Raw genomic sequence first — 19,181 nt, 5'->3', positions numbered from 1 at the left:
ATGATCGTATCAAGCGACTGAGCGGCTGCACGCCGAACTTTCTGTGAAGAACCCAGGGAGAATGGCTCGAAGCCGCACTGAAGGAGGATGACCTGTGAAAACACCTCTGATATCGGCTAATCCGGTGCCACGCGCTGCTAAGAGAAGCGTATCGCCATCCCGCTCCTGGTTGAATCTGTTTCTGGTCATCATTGGCGGAATATTGGCCTCCGTGGGACTTGAATTGTTTCTACACCCCAATAAAATTATTATTGGCGGCATAACGGGAATCTCTTCCCTTTTTGCACACTGGACTGAGCTTCGAATCGGCTTATTCTTGTTCTTATTCAATGTTCCGTTTATCTTTGTATCCTACAAGATTGTGAAGAAAAAGTTTGTACTGGTTACTGTTCTGGGTTTGGTTGTCTTTTCGATCGGTGCCATCGTGCTACATCCCATGCCGCCGCTCGTCGAGCACCCTTTGGCTGCTGCCATGTTTGGCGGGTTATGCCTGGGGCTCGGGATCGGGCTAGTTGTTCGGTATGGAGGGACACTGGATACGCTGGAAATCGGTGATCCGTCCTCCCGACCACCTGAACGTGTTTTTAGCGGGAAACGGATGCTTATCGAAAAAATAATCATGCTGCTTAACTTGATCATTCTCACAGCTGCTGGTGTTGTTTTCGGCTGGGATCAGGCCATGTATTCTGTCATCGCTTATCTGATTGCCTATGAAATGGTGTACCTTGCATTCAGGGGGTTCTCCCCCAAACGCAAAATATGCATTCTGACTACACAGAGCACTCAAGTTGAAAAAGCTGTACGCAATCGCCTGCGCAGGGAACCAGGGAGGTTCGACCCTAAAATGGAGACTTCTCCAGTTGCCGGGGCGGAAGGCTGGATCGGACAGATTCCCGGAACCCTTTATTACGAAGTTCACTTCCTGGAAATGATCTGGTTAAAGTCTATTGTTCGGCATATTGACCCTCATGCAGGTATTGTATCGAATCCAGAAAAATAAAATAACTAGCTCAACAAATACAAAACGCTCTCATCCCCGATGAGCAGATGGATTGGATTCCATCTGTCCATCGCCGCGGAAGAGAGCGTTTCTTCAATTAACCCTTACATTATGAAATTATAATTCTACGATGGCTTTAACCACTTGTGATTCTGGTAACAACCATTTGTCCATTGCATTTGGCAGTTCATCAAATGGCGCTCGATGTGTGATGTAACCGTCCATACTTAATTTTTTGTCACGCAATGTCGACAACACCTGTTCAAAATCTTCACGCGTTGCATTCCGGCTGCCCAGCATACTCATCTCACGCTTGTGAAATTCCGGATCATGGAACGTAATATCCGCCTTCACCAGCCCAACAAAAATCAGCTGTCCCCCGTGCGCCACATACGGAAGAGCCCCATTCATGGAATGCACATTACCTGTCGCATCAAATACAGCCGTAGCATAATCACCACCAGTGATATCGGATACTCGCTGCAAAGCCTGTTCGTCCGCCTGCACAGTCTCATCTACCCCAGCCCACGTTTTGCTCAATTCCAGCCTGTCCAGATTGCGATCCACCGCAATGACATATGCGCCTGCTTCTTTGGCAAAAGCCATTACCCCAAGTCCTATGGGTCCGGCTCCAATAACAACGACCCGCTCCCCTGGTTGAAGTGCAGCTCTACGCACGGCATGAGCCCCAATGCTAAGCGGCTCAACCATAGCTGTCTCGTCCAGTGATAATCCCTCTGCTTTCAGCAGATGAGAGACAGGTACGGTGATCCGTTCTCTCATACCTCCGTCCACATGTACGCCCATAACCTGCATGGATGCACAGCAGTTTGTCTTACCTGAACGACAAGCTATACAGTGCCCGCAATGCAGATAAGGAATAATGCTTACCTGATCCCCTGGCTGTAAACCAGCCTCATTTGGGCCAATCTCTTCAATGATGCCTGCAAGTTCATGACCAAGTACTCGAGGATACGTAAAAAACGGCTGATTGCCTTTGTACGCGTGCAGATCCGTACCGCAAATACCAATCCGCTGAATAGCAACCAAGGCTTCACCTTCAGCTCTTTCGGGCTGTGGGAGTTCCTTAAGCACCAGGCGATCAATTTCTTCACATACGATAGCTCTCATCATTGTTCCCCCTCAGATGCATTCTTCGTAATATTGCTCTGCATGTTATATTCCGCTAGTCCGCTTGCCCATGTTTCATTGTTTAATGGAGCCAGAATACGGAGTACCTCTTCTAGAAGCTGCTCATCTATAGGCTCTTCAACCCAGGCCGCGTTGTTGACAATGTTTTGCTGGCTCGCACTACTTACGAGAGTAGTTGGAATTTGTTCATTTGCTGTGGAAAATTGAACAGCCAGCTTCGCAATATTACTGCCTTGCTCCTCACAGAAACGAGCAGCTTTCAAGCAAAGCTCCTTCACTCGGTCACCTGCTGGATGCCAGTCCGGCGTCCCGCGTGTACTTAACAGTCCCATCGAGAGCGGGGAAGCGTTTACAAGTCCAACCCCTTTTTCCTCCAGCAATGGCAAGAGCGATACCAACGACGTATCATTTAAAGCATAATGGCAGTAGGAGATAATCGCATCCGCATCCAGCTGTGGTAGTATTTTTTCAAACAAAGGCAGCGGCAATCCACAGATTCCGGCATAACGGATCACACCCTGCTCTTTCAGTTCTAACAGCGTCGGAAAAGCTTCCTCAATGATAATTTCAGGAGCCACGAACTCAATATCATGCAAAAATAAAATATCAAGATAGTCCGTATGCAGCCTAGTCATACTCTCTTGTACACTATCCAGAATACGCTTGCGTGAAAAATCAAACTCGTTTTCCCCATAACGTCCGGCTTTGGTAGATAACGTATAAGAACTGCGCGGCAAACTTCGGATCGCTTCACCCAGTACTGTTTCCGCCTTGGTTAATCCGTAATAAGGCGAAACGTCTATATAATTCATGCCTGCATCTATGGCCGCATGAACGGTGCGAATGCCTTCGTCTCGGTCAATATCACGAAACACAGATCCCAGCGAGGATGCGCCGAAACTTAAAACAGGTACGTCTATTGCTGTCTTTCCAAGTTTTCTTGTTTTCATCGATTCGTTCCTCCCAGCAGGTTTGACTACACAAACTGTCCCTTCATTGTATCAGTTAAAAATCAATATAACATATCGTTAAATGCGTAATATATACTGTTTGATGATCTCTGTTCCTTGGTAAAACCACAACAAACTACTTACTACGGTTGACACCGTAACAAGATAACGTGTACCTGTACTGTATACGCACGACAAAAAGGGACAAAACAGGTTTGACCTGCTTTATCCCTAATGCTGCGGAACGAGTTACTATTCATTTCACGTGATGGTATTCGAATACAAACTCATAATAGCTATAAATGTAAATATTAGTTCTGCATGACGAAATCTTTAGGCACAATACCTTCCTCATCAAACATACGCAAAATATCATAACGGGTATTACGCTGTGCCGGAATGTAACCGGACTCCCGAATCAGACGAAGGATAGATTCAATATTTACTTTGTACGTTGCTCCCGCAGAGGATACAACGTTCTCTTCAATCATCGTGCTACCGAAGTCATTACAACCGAATTCGAGCGATTTCTTGCCAATTTCAGGTCCCATCGTAACCCAGGAAGATTGAATGTTCTTGATGTTATCCAGAACCAGACGACTGATCGCTACCGTTTTCAGGTATTCCTCTGGTGTTTGACGCTCCAGCTTAAGGTTTGTATTGTCCGGCTGGAATGTCCAAGGAATAAAGGCAAGGAAGCCTTCAGAATCGTACTTATTCGCAATACACTCATCCTGTGCTTCACGTACACGCATGAGATGCAGCGCACGTTCTTCCATGGATTCACCTAGACCTATAACCATCGTAGCCGTTGTATTCATACCGATCCGGTGAGCGGTCTGCATTACATCCATCCAGTCGCGCCATGAGCCTTTCAGACGGCTAATTTTGCGGCGTGTACGGTCATCAAGAATCTCTGCTCCACCACCAGGCAAGGAATCCAGTCCAGCCTCATGAATGGCACGTACTACCTCTTCTAGCGTAAGACCATCGGATACTTCAACCATTTTCATAATCTCAGCTGGCGAGAAGGAGTGCATCGTAATATTCGGGAAACGCTCCTTGATCGCTTTCAACAAGTCCGTATAATAACTGAAAGGCAGATTGGGGTTCGTTCCACCCTGCATCAGAATCTCGGTTCCGTTGACATCTTCTGTTTCCTTAATTTTCTGGAAAATCACTTCATCGGGCAGCACATAGCCCTCTTCTGACCCAGGTCTGCGGTAAAAAGCACAAAAACGGCAGTATACGTCGCACACATTCGTGTAGTTGACGTTACGCCCAATGACAAATGTTCTGTATGGTTCAGGGTGCATACGTTTCATAACCACATTGGCAGCTGCCCCGATTTTGTCCACTTCATCTGATTCAAATAACTGAATCGTGTCTTCCAAGTCTAAACGTTCGCCCCGAAGGGCTTTATCTAAGATACGGTCTACCGTACTCATCGTAAAAAAGCCTCCCTCGTAAAGAGAAAATAATACGACGATCACTCCCGGCTTGTTAAAAAAGCAAGTCCTGGCTGCAACATCGCATTTCTGTACTCCACATATCGTAACACAGGTTACATGTGAAAAAAAGCACCTTATGAAAAGGTGCTTAAAAAATGAGTTAAAATTTTGACATATAAAATCATTTATAATCCATTCAAACTTCAACTTATAAAGTGGACTGAAGTGCTTGCTCCAGGTCGGCAATCAGATCATCAATGTCTTCAAGCCCAACGGAGAAACGAAGTAGACCATCGGTAATCCCGCGCTCATATCGAACCTCAGCAGGCATAGCCGCATGAGACATCATCGTAGGGTACGAAAGAATACTTTCAACTGCTCCCAAACTTACAGCAACAATCGGCAGTTTCACCTGATTCAAAACAGCTTTTGCACGATCACCTGAACCTACGTCAAACGATACGACTGCTCCGTAGCCAGTAGACTGGCGCTCATGCGCTTCACGACCCGGATGATCCGCAAGTCCAGGGTAATACACAGCCGTTATATCCTGACGCTCGTTGAGCCAAGCAGCCAGCTTGGCTGTACTCTGTTCACTGTGAGCCATACGTGCACCAAGTGTCTTCATACCGCGCATCAGAAGCCAGGATTCCTGGGCTCCCAGAACCGTTCCAAGCCCATTTTGCAGCTGTTTCAGCTGTCTACCCAGTTCATCTGTACGCGCAACAGCAAGACCAGCCAGTACATCGCTATGACCGCCGAGAAACTTCGTAGCACTATGTACAACGATATCGACGCCAAGCTCAATCGGACGCTGATAGTACGGTGTCATAAATGTGTTATCCAAAATCGTAATCAGATCATGCTGCTTGGACCAGGACGTCACAGCGGCAATATCCGTAATCTTCAAGGTCGGGTTGGAAGGTGTCTCCATATACACAGCCTTGGTGTTAGGTTTAAGTGCTGCTTTGACTTGTTCTATGTCTGTCATGTCCACAAAAGTAGTCTCAATCTGCATCCGGCTTAGTATAGTCGTCAGCAGACGATACGTCCCCCCGTAAACATCCTCCGTTACAATCACGTGATCCCCTGCGGAGAACATCATGAACACACTGGATATTGCCGACATTCCTGACGAATACGCAAATCCGCGTACCCCGCCTTCAAGAAGCGCAATGTAATCTTCAAGTGCCTGACGGGTAGGGTTACCTGAACGGCTGTAATCATGTTGCGGTGGATTGAAGATATCAAAGTGATGGAAAGTGGACGCCTGATAAATCGGCACGCTGGAAGCACCTGTTGTTTTATCAATCTCGTCCCCAAAATGAAGCAGCTTGGTATCAAACTTCAGTTCGGGTGAATTGGGCTTATTGTTGTTGGTTTCGCTCATGAAGTTACGCCCCCTTCAACTTCCTGTTGTGCTGCCAGTAGTGCATGATTCAGATCGGCGATCAAATCTTCCGCATGTTCGATGCCTACCGAGAACCGAAGCAAACGATCGTCCACTCCAACCGCGTCACGAATCTCAAGTGGAATATCCGCGTGAGTTTGCACTGCTGGATACGTCATGAGTGATTCTACCCCTCCGAGGCTTTCAGCAAATGCAATTAACTCGATATGGCGCAGCAAGGGCTCTACATATCGTGCATCCCTCACTTTGAAAGAGAAAATGCCTGTATTCCCGGAGGATTGCTTCTGCTGGATCTCATATCCAGGATGATCGGACAACCCTGGATGAAATACTTCGGCAACCGCTGGATGTTCCAACAAGAATTTTGCAATGGTGAGTGCATTATACTCATGACGTTCCATCCGTAGAGCCAGCGTTTTCATGCCTTTCATTAATTGGTATGAATCACTCGGCGATAACACGGCTCCAATGGAGTTATGCAGGAATGCCATCTCTGCGGACAATTCTTCACCTTTGGTAATAATTAATCCAGCGAGCACATCATTATGTCCACCCAAATATTTGGTCGCACTATGAATGATGATATCGGCTCCAAGTTCAATCGGACGCTGGAAGAAAGGCGTTAGAAGCGTATTATCCACAATGGTCAACAGGTTGTGCGTTTTTGCCCAGGAAGCAACGGCGCCCACATCCGTAATCATCATGAGTGGATTCGTTGGTGTCTCGATGAATACGGCTTTTGTATTCGGCTGACGGATGTTCTCGAGTGCGGCAAGATCATTTGTATCCACATAACTTGCCGTCACACCGAACCGGGACAAAATCCGTTCTAGCAGACGATAAGTACCGCCGTACAGGTCAAGAGAAACAATCAGGTGATCCCCTTGACTGAACAAAGCAAAGATCGTTTGCAATGCCGCCATACCTGAACTACAGGCAAAACCAGCATCTCCGGACTCAAGTGCCGCTGCTGCTTCTTCAAGCACTTTGCGTGTTGGATTCGTCGTACGGATGTAATCAAACCCCGTGCTTTGTCCCAGCTTCGGGTGACGAAACGCAGTGGATTGATAGATCGGAAAGTTAACAGCACCTGTTACCGGTTCATTGATGGACCCAATTTGAGCTAGACGGCTTTCCATTTTCAACTTGTTATCTTCCATTACTGCATCCTCCTGTAATCTCGATTAGATTTGCGGGCCAATATCGTAAGGTGTTTCCTGATACACATAGTAATTGAGCCAGTTAGAGAATAATAAGTTAGCGTGTGCACGCCATGTTGCCGGTGGGATACGGGATGGATCATCTTTAGGATAGTAATACTTTGGTAGCGCGATATCCAATCCCTTGGCAACATCACGATCATATTCCCACTTTAATGAAAATGGATCATACTCGGCATGTCCTGTAGCAAAAATTTGCTTTCCATCTTTGGTTGCAACCAGGAATACGCCAGCTTCTTCCGATTCAGCCAGGATCTCCAGCTTATCGTTTTTCTCAATATCCTCCCGTCTTACCTCCGTATGACGGGAGTGTGGAACGTTGAAAACTTCATCAAATCCGCGGAGCAAAGGAACATGAGGTTTGTTGATTGTATGTGGGAATACGCCAAAACACTTTTCATCCAGTGGAACTTTGGGTACATCAAAATGGTGGTATAAACCTGCCTGTGAGGCCCAACATATATGCATTGTCGAGGTTACATTGGTTTTGGTCCATTCAAAGATTTCCTGAATCTCTTCCCAATAGTTCACATCCTCAAAATCCATTTGTTCCACCGGTGCACCCGTAATGATCATGCCGTCAAAACGGCGGTGCTGGATCTCATCAAATGTTTTGTAAAACAGGTCTAAATATTCTTGTGACGTGTTCTTGGATGTGTGAGATTTGGGATGCACCAGCACAACATCAACTTGAATGGGTGTGTTACCCACCAGACGCAGCAATTGTGTTTCGGTCGTTTCCTTCGTAGGCATCAGATTGAGTATGGCTATACGAAGCGGTCGAATATCCTGCTTGTACGCAGATGATTCGTCCATAACGAAAATATTCTCCCCTTCAAGCACTTCTTTTGCTGGCAGTGTATCCGGAATTTTAATTGGCATAGTGAATCGACTCCTCCTTTTTCATAGATCGCATTGGGTGCGAAAATCATGTTCTGAGAAGCTCTGCATATGACAAAGACCTCTCTCGGATTCCGAGAAAGGTCATATGTAAACAGATATGCGCCTCTCTCATCTCTCAGTTACAACAGCACCACAGGGGTGCTTGGTCGCTGCAAGAATTAGCACCGTGCGTTATATCGCCGGTTGCCGGGTTTCATCGGGCTGGTCCCTCCACCTACTCTTGATAAGATTTCGCTGTATTCAATTATAATTCAAATATATTAACTTTTACTTTAAAACATTACCGCCCTCACGTCAAGAACCAGTTGTTTGATTTGGGTCTACACTCGGAACCGTTCATCCTCTGTTGTCATACACTGCCTCAGAGCGCGAAATAGACACATTTTTGCGCTTGAAAGCACTCTGGACCAGCGGTATACTATACAAGTGTTTATAAACCCTTATGTGAGAGGTGACATATTAAATGGATGGCGACCCGAGGCCCAACTGGCAGTCGAATTCCGAACAACTGCATAGAGAATTGACATCAGCATGTCGGCAACGGGACGTTTCTTCCGTTTGATTATAGATTGATGAACGCAGTACAGCCCTGATTACCAGGCTCCGCTGCCGACCGGCTGATCTGTTCTTTTGCGCCCATATTAATGATGAAATCCGCCAAGACGGCGGGTGCAGAAGGAGTAGATAACATGAAAATCCGGTTGGTTAACAATGGTGTATTTATCCCGGTGGATGACATCCAGCAAGCGCTGACTCCACCAGCGGAAGGATTTTACTGGATTGATGCGGACGTGGATGATCTGGCTGTACTTCAGCCGCTCTTTTCCATGCATGATCTGGCTGTGGAGGACTGCTTGAGTGATGAGGAGCAGCGTCCGAAGATTGAAATTTATGAGAACCATTATTTTATCGTGATTAATAGCATTCGTTTTGATGATGAAGAGATTTTCCTGCGAGCAGTCAATCTCTTTCTCGGCAGACATTTTATCATCACGGTTACCAAACAAAAGATCAGCGAATTGCGTACATTGAAGCCCATCCTATGGGAACAGGAAATCAGCAGTCCTGATCGACTGCTTTATCTGCTGGTAGACTTGATCGTAGACAACTACTTTACCGTTGGAGATCGAATCGAAGCGCGAATTGAGAAGCTTGAGGAAGACATTCTGATGCATACCAAAAAGTCACATCTGAATGAAATTATTGGTCTGCGAAGCGAAATTCTGTGGCTTAAAAAGGTGCTGGGTCCTCAAAAAGAGGTCATCAACACACTCAACAAAAAAGATTTGCGTCTCATTGATGATCAGTTGCAGAAATACTTCAGTGATATCTATGAGAACGCCGTAAAAATATCGGAAACGTTTGAAACATACCGCGACCTAATGGGCAACTTGCGAGAAGCCTATCAGTCCAGTATTGCAAACCGAGCCAATGAGATCATGAGGGTGTTTACCGCTATTACTACGGTGTTCATGCCGTTGACCGTAATTACCGGAATATACGGAATGAACTTTGATAACATGCCTGAATTGCACTGGAAATATAGTTATTATGCGGTTATTGGTTTGATGGTCACACTAGGTTTAACCATGTTTTTCATTTTCCGCAAAAAAGATTGGATCTGAAACGACTATTACATGCGCAATATCATACCATTACACGAATGAATAAGACGAAGCGGTCCTTCTCGGGACGACTTCGTCTTTTTGATATCCATTGTTTTTGAACGCTTTTTAACTAACCTGCATTGCGCTCCGTTTCGGCATGCCTGCGGAAACGAATGCGAATCATACGTAACCGCTCGTACACTTGCTCCAAACTTCCTCCTTCAGGACGCTCTCCTCCATAAACTTTATGTAACACAGGCTTTAGAAACATATCTCCCAACTCTTCATAGGCGTTCCACACTGCCTCTTGTTCAGTCTCAGGCATGACGGCCAGCTCTACATCCAGCAAAGAATCCGTGTCATACCCCTCCAGATCGAGTGTTTCCAGCAGTTCGATTAATTCACGCCGGGATAATCCCGACCGAGCCACAATCGTTTCCAAGGTCTGTCCTGCCTTCATTCCTTCCAGCACATGTTTACGCGTGATGAATTTATCCAGTTCCTGCTTGTATTTCTGCTCTTTCTGCTTGTATAACCAGCTTTCGTACTCTTCTTCTTTCAACACTGTATACACCCAGTCTAACGGAAAAGATCTCAATCGTTCGACCCCACTCGTCATTTCCAGCCATTCCAGCCCATATTCCGTTGCTTTGCTCTCGCCAACACCTGGCAGTTGCATTAGTTCGTCCATCGTTTGTGGAACAAAGGCACTGATTAACCGTAGTAAACGATTCGTCGCTACAAAATATGGAGCCTTCCGGTCCGAAGCCGCTTTTTGCCTGCGCCATGTGCACAGTTCCTCATACAATTGCTCATTGCCGTACAATTCGCTAAAACAATGCAGGCGCTGTCCCGCATAACTGCGCAGCTTCAGATCCTCATTTTCGTGGTACAACCCATGCAGCAATGGACGATACCCTTCGCTCATTCGCATGGCAAGCTGGTGACGATAAATGTGCAGCAGCTCTTCCCACGACGTTCCTTCGTACCAGATCGTATCTTCCCGATCACCTGCTTCATATTGGCTCCATCCCAAATGCCAGGTATACTCCTCCTCGCCAATCCATAACTGGGCAATCTCTTCATTCTGATCAGACACTCTGGATAATTTGTTCATGAAGATAACTTCCATTGCTTATTCCCTCCTTTGGATGTTACAGCTTGTCCGATTAAGGAACGCACTCTCTGTTTCCAGACAGCACAAAAAAGCACCCCTCCTGCAAAATTACTGCAAGAGAGGTGCTTCCTCATTAACCGTACTATACTGTTGCCTATATCATAACACACTGGTAAAATTCGTCAATCCCTGGAACGGTTTATTTCGCCAATGCTAATTTCGCCAGTGCCAGTGAACCACACAAACCAGCATTATCTCCCAAACCTGGTGCAACAACATACTCATCCATTCCAGTGTGAAGTGACGGATGCTGCACATAACCTGCGAGCAGTTCCTGCAGTTTGCTGCGAACCATCGGGAACAGGTGCTCCTGCTTCATTACGCCACCGCCCATTACAATCTTCTGGGGTGAAAGAATCAACACATAATTCATCAGAGCATGTGCAAGATAATGTGCTTCGATCTCCCATGCCTTGTGGTCTGCCGGCAATTCATAAGCAGGTTGTTCCCAGCGTTTGTTAATGGCTGGCCCTGCTGCAAGACCTTCCAAGCAATCCCCATGATATGGGCAAAATCCTGCGTATCCATCTTCCGGATGTCTTCGTACGATGATATGCCCCATCTCGGGATGAGACAATCCATGCACCATTTTTCCGCCAACAACGGCCCCTGCACCAATGCCTGTACCTACCGTTATATACAAACAGCTATCCAGTCCCTGCGCAGCTCCCCAAGTAGCTTCACCCAGAGCAGCTCCATTTACATCGGTATCAAACGTCATGGGTACATCAAAGTGTTCTTTGAGTTTCCCCATCATGTTGTATTGTCCCCAATGCGGCTTCGGTGTTGTTGTGATGTAACCATAGGTTGGACTTCCTTCAATAGGATCAATCGGACCGAATGATCCTACACCCAGCGCTTCAATGCCTTTGCCTTCAAAGAAAGAGATGACGTGGGCCATCGTTTCTTCCGGTGTGGTCGTAGGGAAGCTTACTCGTTCCAATACCTCTCCATTTTCTGTCCCGATACCACATACAAATTTGGTTCCTCCTGCTTCAATCGCACCTAAAACTGTCATGTTAGTCCCTCACTCCCACGTTGGTTTAAAATAAAACTCGAATGTCCCAATGAAAATGAATCAGGCTCTGTGGTAAAGCTCAGTTATGCTCAAGCTTGTTTAGCCGCTTCTGCAAAGTCTGTCTCCAGCTATCCGAAAGCACAGGAATAGCCAAGAGAGCGCGCATGCCTTCCACATCCTGCTTCCCTTGATGCATAATCCGGTTAGCTTCAAGGATCGTCATATATGCAGCATTTGTACGAACTTTTCTGAAACTTGACGCAGGACCAACTTCCCCTTCTTTCAGCACTCGAAAATAAAAGCCGGTATGTCCACTTTCCTGAAAATACACAGGCAGCTCTTTATAATCATATCGTGCACTCAGCTTGAAGCATGGCTGTCTCGGCTGGCTGACTTGTACCTGCGCATCTCCTAATTCAAATACGTCACCAATGCGCACCTCTTCTTCCGTACAGCCTGTAACGGTCAGATTCTCTCCGAAAGCTCCCCAATTCAGCTTGCGATCCATCAACTGCTCAAGCGCCGCATAACGGCTGTAATCATATACACAAACCGCTTTATCAGGACCACCATGATGCACCAGATCCGCCTGGGCATCCCCAGTCATTCCGGTGAATGACAGGAATACCGGGGAAGAGACTGGATGTTTCACAATACCACTCAACACTTCATTCTTTTGACCAGGCAATAACTTGGGCAGGCCTACATTAATTGCGAGAACTGCCGTGCTACCATCTTCAGTTATCGGATCGCTTATCGGTGTCATGCCGCATCATACCTCCCGCAATTGTTCTTTTATCGAACAGAACCGCCAAACACGAGTGTATTACTTAACAACCTGCCTGGAGAGGTCAGCATCTTGCCACCTGCATACATGCCAGAGGATGCACCACCATCCAGGTTCATTGCCTGTTTGGCTCCCAGCTTCTGCATCACAGCTGCCCACTGTTTTATTGTAGCACCAGAAACGGTAGCAATCATAATCGAACCATCTCCCATGATTGCAATTCCGCTTCTTGCTCCGGATGCATTCAGAATCTTGGGATCTTTGAACCCTTCACCCGCCGGATTAACAGCGATCTTGCCATCTTTGACCAGTCGTGGACCAGCCCCCACAGCCGTAATAACATCCTGCCAAGGAATTTCCTGACCGGCCGCGTTAGTATACCTGTAATTCATCTCTACTGTGGAACCAACCGTGAAACGGTCTGCTGTGGACTTCTCCCGACCTGTGAAGACAAGGACAGAACCGTTTTTGGGAATCGCTACATTGGTGTTAGGTACTTTTTTTGTCACTACACCCTTTTCTATAACCACTGCTGTTCCGCCCTTAAATCCAACATTGGCTCCGCGCTCAGGAGTGTACAACATCGAGATACTTGCATCTGCAGAAGGCGTTCGGTTAATAAATGTTGCATACCAGCTGCGTGATTTTCCATTTGTATCTGTGACCGTGCCTGTTAAGCTCACTTGAAGTGAATCCATCATCGCCGAGCCATCGGCCTTAAAGCCGATCGACGTGCCATATCTTCCTATATGTATTACTTTTCCATTTGCTATTAACATACCGTAAGGGTCAGGTGCTCCGTGATACGCTTCAAAAAAAGCCCCATTTATCGCTGCTTGTGCGCCGTACGCTTTCACAATAGAAGGGAGTGTCGCAGTTTGACCAACCTGTTTCTTCGCAAGTCCTACCGTTACCGGTGTACCTTTGGGAATCGAAACAGTCTGCACGCTAAAACTACGTCCTGCTGCACTCACTTTCTGTACTTTCGTGCTAATCGCTGCTTTGGCTTCCACAGTCTGCGGTGCACTTACTGCCCCGGACAGTAAAACCGGAAATGCCAGGACGAGGGCGAGCGCCCCAGTCCACCACGTTTTACTCGTTTTTCTCATCATCATCTTGCTCACCCAATTGCCACTCCCATCCAAGAACCAAGGCTCTTCATCTCAAGTTGTTCAAACTTGTCCATCACCATATCCGGGTCTAGACGCAATTCACAGCCATCCAGCGTACACGCCACCGGAACTTCGCAGTGAATCTCTGCCAGTTTGCGAGACAGATGCAGCATATCGAGATCACTCTCAATTTTTTTGCGTACCGAAGGGGTAAGTTGATCCAAATTACTTAAGATCCCTTCAATTGATCCATACTCCTGTACAAGCTTCAAAGCCGTTTTCTCACCAATTCCACGTACTCCGGGATAATTGTCGCTGGCATCACCCATCAAACCCTTCATGTCAATGACCTGACGAGGCGTCAATTGTTTCTCAGCCATCAGCGTTTCCGGATTGTAAACCATGTAGTTGCCGTGACCTTTTTTCATAATAATGATACTTGTGCGGTCATTAATCAGCTGCAGCATATCATGGTCACCCGTCAGCACCATTACATTCATATCGGTTTCTTCGGTGTAATACTTAGCTAGTGTTCCGATACAATCATCGGCTTCAAATCCCTCAGCACCTATATTCGGAATGTTGAGACTATCCATTACTTCACGAATCAGAGAAAACTGCGGAATGAGGTCATCCGGTGCTTCGGCACGATTCCCTTTATACGCTGCGTATTCCTGACCGCGAAATGTCTTGCCTCCCATATCCCAGCAGCAGATCACATGGCTTGGTCCAAACGTCTGAACCGCATCCCAAAAATAACGGATAAAACCATAGACTGCATTGGTCGGAAGCCCTGCCTTTGTACGTCTGATATATCCGCTTGCAGATGTCGCATAAAATGCCCGGAACAACACTGCCATACCGTCCACCAGTAACAAAGTAGGTTCATTACGTTGATTCACTTGAATTTTTTCTCTCCTGTCCTGATTCCATAGAAAATTGAACTAAAGAATATTTACACTTGCCACTCCGATGACAGAACAACCTTCTGATCGCTGTTATCCCCAGATTTTTTTGAATCCCTTCTTCAAAAGGGAAAATCCGGTGATAAAGGCGAACGCTCCGCTTCCTCAGGTTATTTCTGTCCTCTCCGTTCTCGTGTAAATCTTTAGCTAAGTTTCTATAGCATATAAAATATCGAACTAATTCTATCATTATAGCATAGTTCCGCCAAGGATCGAGCAACCAAAAAAGCCCTGAATTTTGAACATTCAGAGCCTTTTTCACCTTGGTTCATTTAACAATCAATAAAATTACTCATTTATAAATTAAGCGTTGTTCCATTCCTGCTCGTACGTTTCTTCTTTGAATCCTACGGTCACTTTATGACCATCCGTAACGATTGGACGCTTAATCAGGCGACCATTGGAAGCCAACAAACGGATCTGCTCTTCTGTGGATAACCCTGGCAGCTTGTCCTTCAATTGCTGCTCCTTGTATACTTCCCCACTCGTATTGAAAAACTTTTTCACTTCAAGTCCACTCTTCTGAACCAGCTCCGTTAATTCGTCTTTCGACGGCGGTGTATCAAAAATAGGGATCAGTTCTAGCTCATGGCCTTTCGCTTCAAGCCATTTCACAGCTTTGCGACACGTACCACATTTGGCATATTGATATACTTTAAGTTTCATGGATTTTGCCTCCTCGGGGGCTCGGGTTTCGACCTCTCGCTTCCCTTGGTTTGCTCCGCAAATCCAAAAGTCGCTCCATCCCGATACCCTCGCCCTGCAGCTTTTTTTGTCGAATGCGGGCATATCGCCCCTCATTACGACGTGATTTTTCAACATTCATTCCAAAATCTCCAAAGAGAAATGTTGGGAGATTCCGTACCTTAAGACCTTAGAGAATTATGGGAATCAGGATTAGATTACCTTCAACACTGAGAATCTTAAAAACTTTAAAGTTTCTCTTTAGCCTTCGGCGTGCTGTTCAGGCGCTTTGCCCGCTCAACTCTAAGGCTCAAAACCTTAAAGCTCTAAAGTCTCTTTAGCCTTTGGCGTGCTGTTCAGGCGCTTTGCTCGCTCAACTCTAAGGCTCAAAACCTTAAAGCTCTAAAGTCTCTTTAGCCTTCGGCGTGCTGTTCAGGCGCTTTGCTCGCTCAACTCTAAGGCTCAAAACCTTAAAGCTCTAAAGTCTCTTTAGCCTTTGGCGTGCTGTTCAGGCGCTTTGCTCGCTCAACTCTAAGGCTCAAAACCTTAAAGCTCTAAAGTCTCTTTAGCCTTCGGCGTGCTGTTCAGGCGCTTTGCTCGCTCAACTCTAAGGCTCAAAACCTTAAAGCTCTAAAGTCTCTTTAGCCTTTGGCGTGCTGTTCAGGCGCTTTGCTCGCTCAACTCTAAGGCTCAAAACCTTAAAGCTCTAAAGTCTCTTTAGCCTTCGGCGTGCTGTTCAGGCGCTTTGCTCGCTCAACTCTAAGGCTCAAAACCTTAAAGCTCTAAAGTCTCTTTAGCCTTTGGCGTGCTGTTCAGGCGCTTTGCTCGCTCAACTAAAGCTCTAAAACCTCTTTAGCCTTCGGCATATTGTTCAGGTGCTTCGCTCGCTGAACTGTAGACACCTTTATTTACGAACATGCAGCTGCGTCGAAAATCATGGTTACTTTTCCGCTTGGGTATGTCCATTTGCGTCCTGCAGCACTTCTCTTGGCGCCGCCTCGGCATCTAAACGTTTCTCCAGTGCGGCCATATCTGGTGGAAATGGAGCCTGAAATGTCATACGTTCCCGGAGGATCGGATGTTCGAATATCAGTTCACACGCATGCAGCGCTTGGCGTTCAATCCACGTATCCCGTTCTTCCCTTATAGCCATTGTCTGTTCATCCACATGATGAACAGGCAACGTTTTGTACATTCGATCACCAATCAGCGGGCAACCAATGGACGTCATATGTACCCGGATCTGATGTGTTCGCCCACTTTCGAGTTTCAGGCTTATAGCACTGGCACTACCATCTGACCAACGTGAGAGCGTTGAGTAAAGCGTTCTTGCGGCATAGCCGTCTGGTGTAACAATACGGCGATGTGGTTCCTCAGGATCACGGTCAATTGGGCCGTCGACTGCTCCTTGTTCTGGAGCAGGGCTGCCATGCACCAGCGCGATATATTTTTTATCCACAGTGCCGGCGATCATCTGCTCAGATACATGCTGGTGCACATACGGGTTTTTGGCGATTGCCAGCACTCCAGATGTCTCCTGATCCAGTCGGTGAATAGGCCGGAAGCGGAATTTCTCGCCTTTTTGTTGCCAATAATGCACCACACCATTAGCCAAAGTACCGGTGTAGTGTCCATGGGTTGGATGCACGATAATTCCGGCATCTTTGTTTACGATCAGCAGATGTTCGTCTTCATACAGCACGGTAAACGGAATAGGCTCCGGCAGAATATCATCTGACTCCTCCTGTTCCATTCGAACCTCCACCAGATCACCCACACTCACCTTGACACTGATGTATACCCGTTCACCATTGAGCATAACCCCTTGCTCGGTCAGCTTGATTTTGGATAAAAGCTTGCGTGAAACCTGCAGGCGCTTCTGAAGCACGGTCTTTAGCAGCCAGCCGTCCTCCACTTCGGTAACCCTGTAGGCAATCGGCGCATAATACAGGCTCATTCTTTGCGGCGGAATACTTTTTTGCTCCGCACATATTCAATATCCGCAACTTGTTGTCTTGCATTGGCTGTCCGTGCAACAACAAAGAAATAATCCGATAGACGGTTCAAATACCGGCGCACCGACGGATTAATATCCGTATGCTGTCCCAGCGTAACGGTACGGCGCTCTGCACGGCGGCATACCGTCCGGCATACATGGAGTGCAGATGAGAGTTGACTTCCGCCAGGGATAATAAACCGTTCCACTTTAGGATTTTCGGCATCGTATTGATCGATCCACTGTTCCAACCGAGTAACCATTTCGTCCCGCACTTTGTACTTTGTCTCACTTATACGCACAAAAGCCAAATCTGATCCGCAGTCGAACAGCTCCTGCTGCACTTCTAGCAGATGTTCGCGCAAATCCTCGAACTCCCCATTGGCAGCGTCAATCAAGCTAATCGCTTGACCAACGAAGCAGTTTAATTCGTCAATCGTACCATAAGCTTCTACCCGGTCATCATCCTTGATAACCCGGCCTCCGATGACGGAAGTCTGGCCTTCATCACCAGTTCGTGTGTATATACCCATCATAATCCCTCCTATTGTGCATTTAAGCTATATAACAGATGTTGAAATATTTTACCCGATCCTCTTGCGCTTGCCTATCCTAATCTTCATAACGCAATTGTTGACCTTTCAGATCAATGGCGAGGCCGGACACCAGCATGTACATCTGCTCTGCATGTGTCTGTAGAATTCGGTTAACCGAAGCCATTCTTGCAGCAAAAATACGTTCCGCTTCCGACGGATTCAAGCTACCATGCATCTCGTTTGTAATGATAAGTATTTTCCCCTGATAGGACAGTAGTGCATCAAGCAATCGTTGTGTTTCCATCCGTTGTTGATGAAAATCTTCTGCTTCTCTGAAACTCGCCGCCATCCAGGATGTCAAACTGTCCACGATCACAATGCGCTGATCCGCCAGAAACAGATTGGATTCCCGATTAATCTGAGTCAACACTTCTGCAAGTTTCGGGCCGTTTCCCACCTGAATGGCACGATAATGAGCGGATGGTAATTCGGGTATAACGGGATCATGATCACCAGTGGATAAATATACACCTTCCCGACTCAGTTGAGCCGCATATTTCAACGCAAAACGCGTTTTTCCGCTACCTAAGCCACCTGTGACCGTAATCAGCAATCCGCTCCCTCCTTCCATACCTGATCTTTACAGTAATATTTATTCTGTCAGCGCTTTAAGTACTTTTTTTGATTCTTCTTTGTTAGCCGCTGACAATGGAATAGTGGCGAACATGTTGCTTGGGGCATAGTTTACATCCTTAAACATCTGCATATCCTCAAGCGGAATACCGTAAAGATGAGTTTCCTTTTTCATATCAGAACCATCGTCGCCCTTCCCTTTTTCGACCAATACGGATCCTTCAAATACGCCACGTTTATATTTCTTGGCATCAAAAGTATCGTCCAGCGGAACATTCGAACCGTTCTGACCATACTGTTTCATATCATTTTCCGGCAGAATGAAGATGTCGTGGCTACCAGCAGCATATTCAACCAATACTTTTTGAACATCATACATCGCACTGGTAATGATTTCGACCTTTGGCTCTTCACCAAGCTTTTTCTGCAAATTCGTTTGCAGCTGTTCCGAAATACCGGATGGATTCCCTTGATTATCAATAATAAACACCGTAAAGCCATCTTTGCCGCCACACCCAGCTAATATAAAGATTAATGAAATTATAGCAGCAAGTCCCCAAAATCTTTTCATTCCAGCTC

Annotated in this window: 19 protein-coding genes and 1 riboswitch; of the genes, 2 read left to right on the top strand and 17 right to left on the bottom strand. The window is 46.5% G+C overall.

What is annotated here, in order from left to right; translation table 11 throughout:
- Nucleotides 1-94 precede the first annotated feature (94 nt).
- A complete protein-coding gene (locus AC1VYS_RS09145; RefSeq protein WP_482913978.1) occupies nt 95-1,000 on the top strand; it encodes a YitT family protein in 906 nt (301 codons plus the stop codon).
- Between the two features lie 117 nt (nt 1,001-1,117).
- On the opposite strand, the gene AC1VYS_RS09140 is transcribed toward AC1VYS_RS09145, so the two are convergent.
- The 7 genes from AC1VYS_RS09140 to AC1VYS_RS09110 form a co-directional block, all read right to left on the bottom strand.
- A complete protein-coding gene (locus AC1VYS_RS09140; RefSeq protein ID WP_482913977.1) occupies nt 1,118-2,131 on the bottom strand; it encodes a zinc-binding alcohol dehydrogenase family protein in 1,014 nt (337 codons plus the stop codon).
- Nucleotides 2,131-3,102 (bottom strand): aldo/keto reductase, encoded by a 972-nt coding sequence (locus AC1VYS_RS09135; RefSeq protein WP_482913976.1) that lies wholly within the window; start codon nt 3,100-3,102, stop codon nt 2,131-2,133. Before AC1VYS_RS09135 ends, AC1VYS_RS09140 begins: the two co-directional genes overlap by 1 nt.
- A 311-nt stretch (nt 3,103-3,413) precedes the next feature.
- Nucleotides 3,414-4,550, bottom strand: coding sequence for a cyclic dehypoxanthinyl futalosine synthase (gene mqnC / locus AC1VYS_RS09130; RefSeq protein ID WP_441925817.1), 1,137 nt, complete (start codon nt 4,548-4,550; stop codon nt 3,414-3,416).
- Between the two features lie 211 nt (nt 4,551-4,761).
- Nucleotides 4,762-5,943, bottom strand: a complete 1,182-nt coding sequence (locus AC1VYS_RS09125) for a trans-sulfuration enzyme family protein (RefSeq protein WP_482913975.1) — start codon at nt 5,941-5,943, stop codon at nt 4,762-4,764.
- The gene (locus AC1VYS_RS09120; protein ID WP_482913974.1) at nt 5,940-7,124 is read right to left on the bottom strand and encodes a PLP-dependent transferase; all 1,185 of its coding nucleotides are present in this window, start codon (nt 7,122-7,124) and stop codon (nt 5,940-5,942) included. Before AC1VYS_RS09120 ends, AC1VYS_RS09125 begins: the two co-directional genes overlap by 4 nt.
- 24 nt (nt 7,125-7,148) lie before the next feature.
- Complete coding sequence (gene metA, locus AC1VYS_RS09115) at nt 7,149-8,066, bottom strand: homoserine O-acetyltransferase MetA (RefSeq protein ID WP_441925823.1); 918 nt, start codon at nt 8,064-8,066, stop codon at nt 7,149-7,151.
- Between the two features lie 126 nt (nt 8,067-8,192).
- Nucleotides 8,193-8,317: riboswitch (SAM riboswitch) on the bottom strand.
- Nucleotides 8,318-8,649: 332 nt separating this feature from the next.
- Entirely contained in the window at nt 8,650-8,778 is a 129-nt protein-coding gene (locus AC1VYS_RS09110) for a hypothetical protein (protein ID WP_482934505.1), read from the bottom strand.
- On the opposite strand from AC1VYS_RS09110, the gene corA reads away from it, so the two are divergent.
- Complete coding sequence (gene corA / locus AC1VYS_RS09105) at nt 8,777-9,712, top strand: magnesium/cobalt transporter CorA (protein ID WP_482914949.1); 936 nt, start codon at nt 8,777-8,779, stop codon at nt 9,710-9,712. The two genes, AC1VYS_RS09110 and corA, sit on opposite strands and share 2 nt — an antisense overlap.
- 112 nt (nt 9,713-9,824) lie before the next feature.
- Here corA and AC1VYS_RS09100 read toward each other — a convergent pair whose 3' ends face one another.
- The 10 genes from AC1VYS_RS09100 to AC1VYS_RS09055 all read right to left on the bottom strand — a co-directional run bounded on the left by AC1VYS_RS09100 (nt 9,825) and on the right by AC1VYS_RS09055 (nt 19,173).
- Nucleotides 9,825-10,826, bottom strand: coding sequence for an HRDC domain-containing protein (locus AC1VYS_RS09100; protein ID WP_482913973.1), 1,002 nt, complete (start codon nt 10,824-10,826; stop codon nt 9,825-9,827).
- Nucleotides 10,827-11,010: 184 nt separating this feature from the next.
- Complete coding sequence (locus tag AC1VYS_RS09095; RefSeq protein ID WP_482913972.1) at nt 11,011-11,889, bottom strand: ROK family protein; 879 nt, start codon at nt 11,887-11,889, stop codon at nt 11,011-11,013.
- Nucleotides 11,890-11,968: 79 nt separating this feature from the next.
- Nucleotides 11,969-12,655, bottom strand: coding sequence for an MOSC domain-containing protein (locus tag AC1VYS_RS09090; protein WP_482913971.1), 687 nt, complete (start codon nt 12,653-12,655; stop codon nt 11,969-11,971).
- Nucleotides 12,656-12,684: 29 nt separating this feature from the next.
- A complete protein-coding gene (locus tag AC1VYS_RS09085) occupies nt 12,685-13,791 on the bottom strand; it encodes a phosphodiester glycosidase family protein (RefSeq protein ID WP_482934535.1) in 1,107 nt (368 codons plus the stop codon).
- 5 nt (nt 13,792-13,796) lie between these two features.
- A complete protein-coding gene (locus AC1VYS_RS09080) occupies nt 13,797-14,690 on the bottom strand; it encodes a 5'-3' exonuclease (protein WP_441925832.1) in 894 nt (297 codons plus the stop codon).
- A gap of 366 nt (nt 14,691-15,056) precedes the next feature.
- Nucleotides 15,057-15,419: an arsenate reductase family protein gene (locus AC1VYS_RS09075; protein ID WP_482913969.1), complete on the bottom strand. Its 363-nt coding sequence runs from the start codon at nt 15,417-15,419 to the stop codon at nt 15,057-15,059.
- 958 nt (nt 15,420-16,377) lie between these two features.
- Nucleotides 16,378-17,394, bottom strand: coding sequence for an RluA family pseudouridine synthase (locus tag AC1VYS_RS09070; protein WP_482913968.1), 1,017 nt, complete (start codon nt 17,392-17,394; stop codon nt 16,378-16,380).
- Entirely contained in the window at nt 17,391-17,966 is a 576-nt protein-coding gene (locus AC1VYS_RS09065) for a cob(I)yrinic acid a,c-diamide adenosyltransferase (RefSeq protein ID WP_482913967.1), read from the bottom strand. The genes AC1VYS_RS09070 and AC1VYS_RS09065 overlap by 4 nt, the downstream gene beginning before the upstream one ends.
- Nucleotides 17,967-18,045: 79 nt before the next feature.
- Complete coding sequence (locus tag AC1VYS_RS09060; RefSeq protein ID WP_482913966.1) at nt 18,046-18,582, bottom strand: bifunctional adenosylcobinamide kinase/adenosylcobinamide-phosphate guanylyltransferase; 537 nt, start codon at nt 18,580-18,582, stop codon at nt 18,046-18,048.
- Between the two features lie 39 nt (nt 18,583-18,621).
- Nucleotides 18,622-19,173 (bottom strand): hypothetical protein, encoded by a 552-nt coding sequence (locus AC1VYS_RS09055; protein ID WP_482913965.1) that lies wholly within the window; start codon nt 19,171-19,173, stop codon nt 18,622-18,624.
- Between the last annotated feature and the right edge of the window lie 8 nt (nt 19,174-19,181).

Source organism: Paenibacillus sp. G34, assembly GCF_056856875.1.
Note: the sequence above shows the minus strand (reverse complement) of the source record. Positions and strands in the feature narration are given on the sequence as shown.